The organism is Nostoc sp. (assembly GCF_036917195.1).
Classification (GTDB): Bacteria; Cyanobacteriota; Cyanobacteriia; order Cyanobacteriales; family Nostocaceae; genus Nostoc.
On the sequence record NZ_JBALDG010000025.1, the window covers coordinates 1 to 6,433 of the forward strand.

Sequence of the window (6,433 nt, forward strand, 5' to 3'; positions counted from 1 at the left end):
AAGAACTTCTGTCAAGACGTTTCGGTGTTTCGCGCAGTCTGTAGCAACTTCCGTCAAGACGTTTCGGTGTTTCGCGCAGTCTGTAGCAACTTCCGTCTTCCCTGTAGGAACTTCCGCTTTTGCTGTAGCAATTTCTGCCTTAACTTAACTAAGTCCTAAGTGAAAAAAAGTAAAAGCGGGTTCACTCTACAGATTTCTAATACATTCAAATTTTTCATAAACCCGCCCTTAGTTGCTCTTTGTGGAGCCACTATGGTTTTGAGAGAGGAAAAATAGAAAATTAGTGAAATTACTCAAATTTTAGTCTTTTAAAAAAAATAATTTTACACAGGACAACCTTTGAAAAAATTGTCCACTATAGAATTTAAGTTATTTTTTCAGACAAAGGGGTATTAATTATGGCAAGACCAAAACGCGATTCACGTATTCTTAGCTTTGCTGAGATGCGCTTGGCAAGTATTAAATCTATCAGTCCTACTCTAGATGTAGGAAATAATTTAACTGTTATAGATTATACTGATAAAATTGAAAGTCTCCGTCAATCTCTAGAAGCTTACAATACTACTCTTTCTACTATTGATGTCTTATTAACCCAAATCATCGAAAATGAACAAGATTTGGCGGACTATTCTGAAAAAATTTTGCTTGGTGTTGCTCATAAGTTTGGTAAAAATAGCCATGAGTATCAGATGGCTGGGGGAACTCGTAAAAGCGATGTCTCCGACCGGCTACGCCAACGCAAACGTACTATCCGCCAAGGTGTTGTTTTGACTACCAGCTAAGGATAAGACTCCGATCAATACAGTTTGCATAACAAAAGTGAAGCTTAAGAAGATGAGGGAAATTAGGACAAACGGTTAATTGAAGCGCCCTTGTATTTCACCTCGCCAAAGTACTGCGCGAGCGATCGCAAACCTTTTAGATAAACTGGAATCAGAACTGCTAAGGAAGAATAGATAATAGGGAAACCATGACACGCCCTAGAGGGAATACAAAGACTTAATCCACTGCCATTCCTGTATCAAACCCTCTCTTAGAGAGACTTGCGGCTGATATTCCAGAATTTTTTGCGCTTTAGATACATCAGCAGCGGTGTGACGGGCGTCTCCCATCGCCTTTTCGATGTAATTTCTTTTGATTGGTTTCCCAACGATTTCTTCAATCGTATCTAAGACTTCTGCTAACACAACCCTGCTACCGCCACCGATATTAAAAATTTCTCCCACTGCTTGGGGTGCGGAGGCGGCGGCTAAATTGGCGGCGATGACATCACTAACAAACGTAAACTCCCGTGTTTGCTGGCCATCGCCGTAAATAGGAATCGCCTCATCCTGCAAAATGGATTTAAAGAACTTATGAAATGCCATATCTGGGCGCTGTTTAGGGCCATAGACTGTAAAATAGCGCAACGTCACACAGGGCACGCCAAAGTTTTTGTGATACAGTTCACACAAAAACTCCCCTGCTAGCTTCGTAATGCCGTAAGGAGAAACTGGTTGAGGACAAATTCCCTCATGGGTAGGTAATGTTTCTGCATTACCATATACACTCGATGAAGAGGCAAATACTAACCTTTTCAGGTGTTTTGCATCTTTGGCTGCTTCCAGCAAAACTTGTGTAGCGTTAATATTTCGTTCTGTGTAACCTCGAAAAGCTTTACCCCAACTTGCTCTGACACCTGCTTGTGCCGCTTGATGGTAAACTACATCAACATCTTTTAGGAGTTTCTGCCAATCTAAAAACTGCATATCTCCTTCAATTAATCTAAAACCAGGCGAGTGATGTAAGTGTGCAACATTCTTACGCTTTAACATCGGATCATAGTAATCATTGAATTCATCAATCCCGATCACTTCTTCCCCTTGTTGTAGCAAGATGTCTACGAGGTGAGAACCAACAAAGCCGGCAGCTCCAGTAACAATAATTTTAGCCATGTTTCCTATTTTGTGCTATTTCATGAATTTCTACATTCACAAGTTAGTACTTGTAATCAATAATTATCACTACTTGAGCTTAATTTTTTAATCAATTATTGTACTGTTTTAAACATCACCATTACTTAAACAAATATATTTATATATTTATTTATACTAGTAGATTTATTACTATTATTAATAACAGTAATAAATTTACTAATTGACAAAATTGAATCTTAGGAATCAATGCAGTTGAAATTCAAAGAAGCGAATAGGACTTGAAACCGATATGGCAAGGGACTTCCAAATAAAAAAATAATCAATCGTTTTGGTAAGCAGGGGGAGAAGAAATCGGATAGTCGTATTGGATTACAGGAATTACAGTAATTTTCATGTATTTGAACTACATCTGTCGTAAGGGCACAGCAATGCTGTGCCCCTACCGTGTGGTCTATTTACCTGAAAATAGCTGTAAGTAATTTAATTTTTGAAAGTCCCCAAGATAATTCTTTCTCTCCTCCCCCTACCTTTTTTGGTCATCAGGGGGCTTGCACAAGTCTGAGGATTGGTGAAAAAATTGATCCGCGAGAGCCGAATCGGGCATTCTCGTTTCGTAAGGGACGCACGAGGAAATCAGTGAAAGTTTTAGTTGTAGGTAATGGAGGGCGCGAACACGCTCTGGCATGGAAACTGTTGCAATCTAAGCAAATCGAGCAAGTTATCTGTGTACCAGGGAATGGAGGCACAGAAAGTATGGAACGTTGCCAGAACTTGCCCCTGGCAGTAGATGATTTTGAAGGCATGAGCCGATATGCTGTAGAACATGGCATAACTCTGGTGATAGTTGGGCCAGAAGTACCTTTGGCGAAGGGAATCACAGATTACCTCCAAGACAAAGGATTGATGGTATTTGGGCCAGTCAGAGCGGGAGCGCAAATAGAGGCGAGTAAAGCTTGGGCAAAAGCCCTGATGCAAGAAGCTGGAATTCCGACGGCCCGGGCTGCGGTATTTACGGAGGCAGTAGCAGCAAAATCCTATGTAAGAGCTACAGGAGTACCAATTGTCGTCAAAGCTGATGGCTTGGCGGCTGGTAAGGGTGTAACAGTGGCTTTTACAGTTGAACAGGCAGAAAGTGCCATTGATGCGATTTTTCAGGGACAGTTTGGCAGTGCTGGTAAATTTGTTGTCATTGAAGAATGTTTAATTGGGCAAGAGGTGTCAGTTTTAGCGTTAACGGATGGGTTAACAATTCGACCCTTACTGCCAGCTCAAGACCATAAGCGGATTGGTGACGGCGATATCGGGGAAAATACTGGTGGGATGGGAGCATACAGCCCAGCACCCATTACTACGCCAGAGTTGATGGCACGCATTCAAACAGAAGTGTTAGAAAGAGCGATCGCAACTTTACGAGCTAAAGGCATTGACTACCGAGGTGTACTGTATGCTGGATTAATGATTGCACCCGATGGCGACTTCAAGGTTTTGGAATTTAACTGTCGCTTTGGCGATCCGGAAACCCAGGTAATTTTACCATTGTTAGCAACACCTTTAGAAGAGTTGCTTCTAGCCTGTGTACAGCAGCGATTAAGTGAATTGCCGCCCATTGTTTGGAAAGGGGGAGCATCTGCGACTGTCGTTGCAGCTTCAGGTGGTTATCCAGGAGAATATGAGAAAGGCCACGTCATTACTGGCATTGGTGAGGCAGAGGCAACAGGAGCAACTGTATTTCATGCAGGTACGAAGTTGAACCAGCAACAAGAAGTAGTGACAAATGGGGGTCGAGTATTAAATGTGACTGGAATCGGAGAAAATTTTGAGCAAGCGATCGCCCAAGCCTACGCGGGTATCAAACATATTCAGTTTGAGGGGATATATTACCGGAAAGATATTGGTTATAGAGTTAGGAGTTAGGAGTAGAGACGCGATTAATCGCGTCTGTACAGGAGTTAGAAGTAGAGACGCGATTAATCGCGTCTGTAAATGTGAGGGAATAACTAATGCCCTATGCCCAATGCCGCATTCCCACTGCCTTTAACATTTTTGTCAAATTAACTGTTAATTTTTTAGTTGTTGGGCTTTATAACAAAGACTATTAACAACTTTATTTAAGATGCTAAGTCTGTTTAAAACAATTCGAGATGCGATCGCTAGTTGGTGGTCTGAGTTCACACTCCAGACCAAACTGCTGGCTGTGGCAACATTGGTGGTTTCCTTGGTAATGAGTGGTTTGACCTTCTGGGCTGTGAATACAATTCAGCAGGATGCGCGGATGAATGATACCCGCTTTGGTCGTGACTTGGGGTTGCTGCTTGCTGCCAACGTTGCCCCCCTAGTTGCTGATAATAATCTGACTGAGGTTGCCCAATTTTCACAACGCTTCTATCGCAGCACCTCTAGTGTGCGTTATATGCTCTACGCTGATGAAACTGGAGAAATCTTTTTTGGCATTCCTTTTTGGGAAGCGGAGGTAGAAAACTCCCTGACGATTAAACGGCGGATACAACTGCCTGAAGATTACCCTAGTGATGGGGAAAAGCCAATGGTGCGGCAACACATGACCCCAGATGGAACAGTCACCGATGTGTTTATTCCCCTGATCGTCAATAAAAAATATTTAGGTGTATTAGCGATCGGTATCAACCCCAATCAGACCGCTGTCATCTCCACCAATTTTACCCGTGATGTCACCATTGCCGTTTTTATCACGATTTGGGTAATGGTGATTTTGGCAGGAGTGATTAACGCCTTGACCATCACTAAGCCAATAAAAGAACTGCTAGTGGGGGTGAAGCAAATTACTACTGGGAATTTCAAGCAGCGGATTAATTTACCTTTAGGGGGCGAACTTGGGGAGTTAATTTTAAGCTTTAATGAAATGGCAGAGCGATTAGAGCGCTATGAAGAACAGAATATTGAGGAACTGACCGCAGAAAAAGCGAAGCTAGAAACTCTAGTTTCAACGATCGCAGATGGTGCTGTGTTAATTGATAACAACATGCAGGTGATTTTAGTCAACCCCACGGCAAAGCGAATTTTTGGCTGGGAAACCGCTGATGTGGTAGGCTGCAATGTGTTGCATCACTTGCCGCCAGCGGTACAAATAGAAATCACCCGTCCCTTGTACGAAATGGCAGCAAACGAATGCGAAAGCGCCGAATTCCGAATTTTTATTAACCAACCCACCCCACGGACGATTCGCATTCTCTTGACTACAGTACTCAACGTACAAAGAGAAAGCATCAAAGGTATTGCGATTACTATCCAAGATATTACCCGTGAGGTGGAGCTAAACGATGCAAAAAGCCAATTTATCAGCAACGTTTCTCACGAACTGCGAACGCCTCTATTTAACATCAAAACTTATATTGAAACCCTGCACGACTACGGCGAAGACTTAGCTTTACAAGAACGGCAAGAGTTTCTGCAAACTGTCAACCATGAAACCGATCGCTTAACCCGCCTAGTTAACGATGTATTGGATTTGTCAAAACTCGAATCTGGTCGTCAGTATAACTTCAATGGGGTAGATTTAGCGCAAGCGATCGAGCAAACCCTGCGTACTTACCAACTCAATGCTAAAGATAAAGGTGTTGAACTTGTTCAGGAAGTTGCTCCTAATTTACCGCTGGTAATGGGTAATTATGATCTGTTAGTACAAGTGTTTGGCAATCTGATTGGTAATGCCCTTAAATTCACGAAAGCCGGTGGTAAAGTGGCAATCCGCGCCTACCAACTAGATTTCAAACCCAGTCATACCGAATCTTCTCCAGTGCGGATTGAAATTTCCGATACTGGAATTGGCATCGCCACAGAAGACCAACACTCAATTTTTGAACGCTTCTTCCGCGTCGAAAACCGAGTTCACACCCTAGAAGGCACGGGTTTAGGTTTATCGATTGTCAGAAATATCATCGACAGACATCGTAGTAAAGTCCATCTAGTAAGTGAAGTCAGCATTGGCACCACTTTTTGGTTCGATTTAGCCACCTTTGAAGAAAAAGCACCACCCATACAAGTTGAACCTATTGCTGAAGCATCCAAAATTAACACAGTCTGAAGGTTAGGGATTGGGGATTGTTTATTATTTTTGACGATTCACTATAGCGGTTATCGTACCCTGCGGGTTCGCTCTTAGCGTTCTCGCAGAGTAGCCGCTACGCGTCTATGGATGCAATACACTCTGACCTCTCTTCTAAAAGGCTACGGTGTACACACAAGTCGGAAAAACTTCATCTACCAAAGATTTGCAGTGAAGCAGCGCTGAAGGAGGGTTTCCCTCCGCAGGCGACTGCTGAACCCAAAGGGTGCATTACGCTCCCGCGTCAAAGCTAAATTGTTGCTATCATGGCGATGCCTGCGGTTCTTGCTAGCCAACGCAAAAGTTATTTTGGCGAACTCATTTGTTATTTCGGCGAACTTATTTGTTATTTTGGCGAACTCATTTGTTATTTTGGCGAACTCATTTGTTATTTCGGCGAACTCATTTGTTATTTTGGCGAACTCATTTGTTATTT

5 protein-coding genes are annotated in these 6,433 nt (G+C 42.7%); 3 read left to right on the forward strand and 2 right to left on the reverse strand.

The annotated features are described in order from the left end of the window. The first annotated feature begins 398 nt into the window (after nt 1-398). Entirely contained in the window at nt 399-782 is a 384-nt protein-coding gene (locus V7K40_RS08770; RefSeq protein ID WP_334958654.1) for a hypothetical protein, read from the forward strand. Between the two features lie 198 nt (nt 783-980). Here the strand turns inward: V7K40_RS08770 and V7K40_RS08775 are convergent, their stop codons facing one another. Continuing rightward, a complete protein-coding gene (locus V7K40_RS08775) occupies nt 981-1,934 on the reverse strand; it encodes an NAD-dependent epimerase/dehydratase family protein (protein WP_334958656.1) in 954 nt (317 codons plus the stop codon). Nucleotides 1,935-2,552: 618 nt separating this feature from the next. Between V7K40_RS08775 and purD the strand changes: the two genes are divergently transcribed. Next, the gene (purD, locus tag V7K40_RS08780; protein WP_334958662.1) at nt 2,553-3,830 is read left to right on the forward strand and encodes a phosphoribosylamine--glycine ligase; all 1,278 of its coding nucleotides are present in this window, start codon (nt 2,553-2,555) and stop codon (nt 3,828-3,830) included. A 199-nt stretch (nt 3,831-4,029) separates the two neighbouring features. After that, nucleotides 4,030-5,976, forward strand: coding sequence for an ATP-binding protein (locus V7K40_RS08785; RefSeq protein ID WP_334958658.1), 1,947 nt, complete (start codon nt 4,030-4,032; stop codon nt 5,974-5,976). 176 nt (nt 5,977-6,152) lie between these two features. On the opposite strand, the gene V7K40_RS08790 is transcribed toward V7K40_RS08785, so the two are convergent. Continuing rightward, nucleotides 6,153-6,433: hypothetical protein (locus V7K40_RS08790; RefSeq protein WP_334958660.1), on the reverse strand; the 281-nt coding region annotated here is incomplete at its 5' end.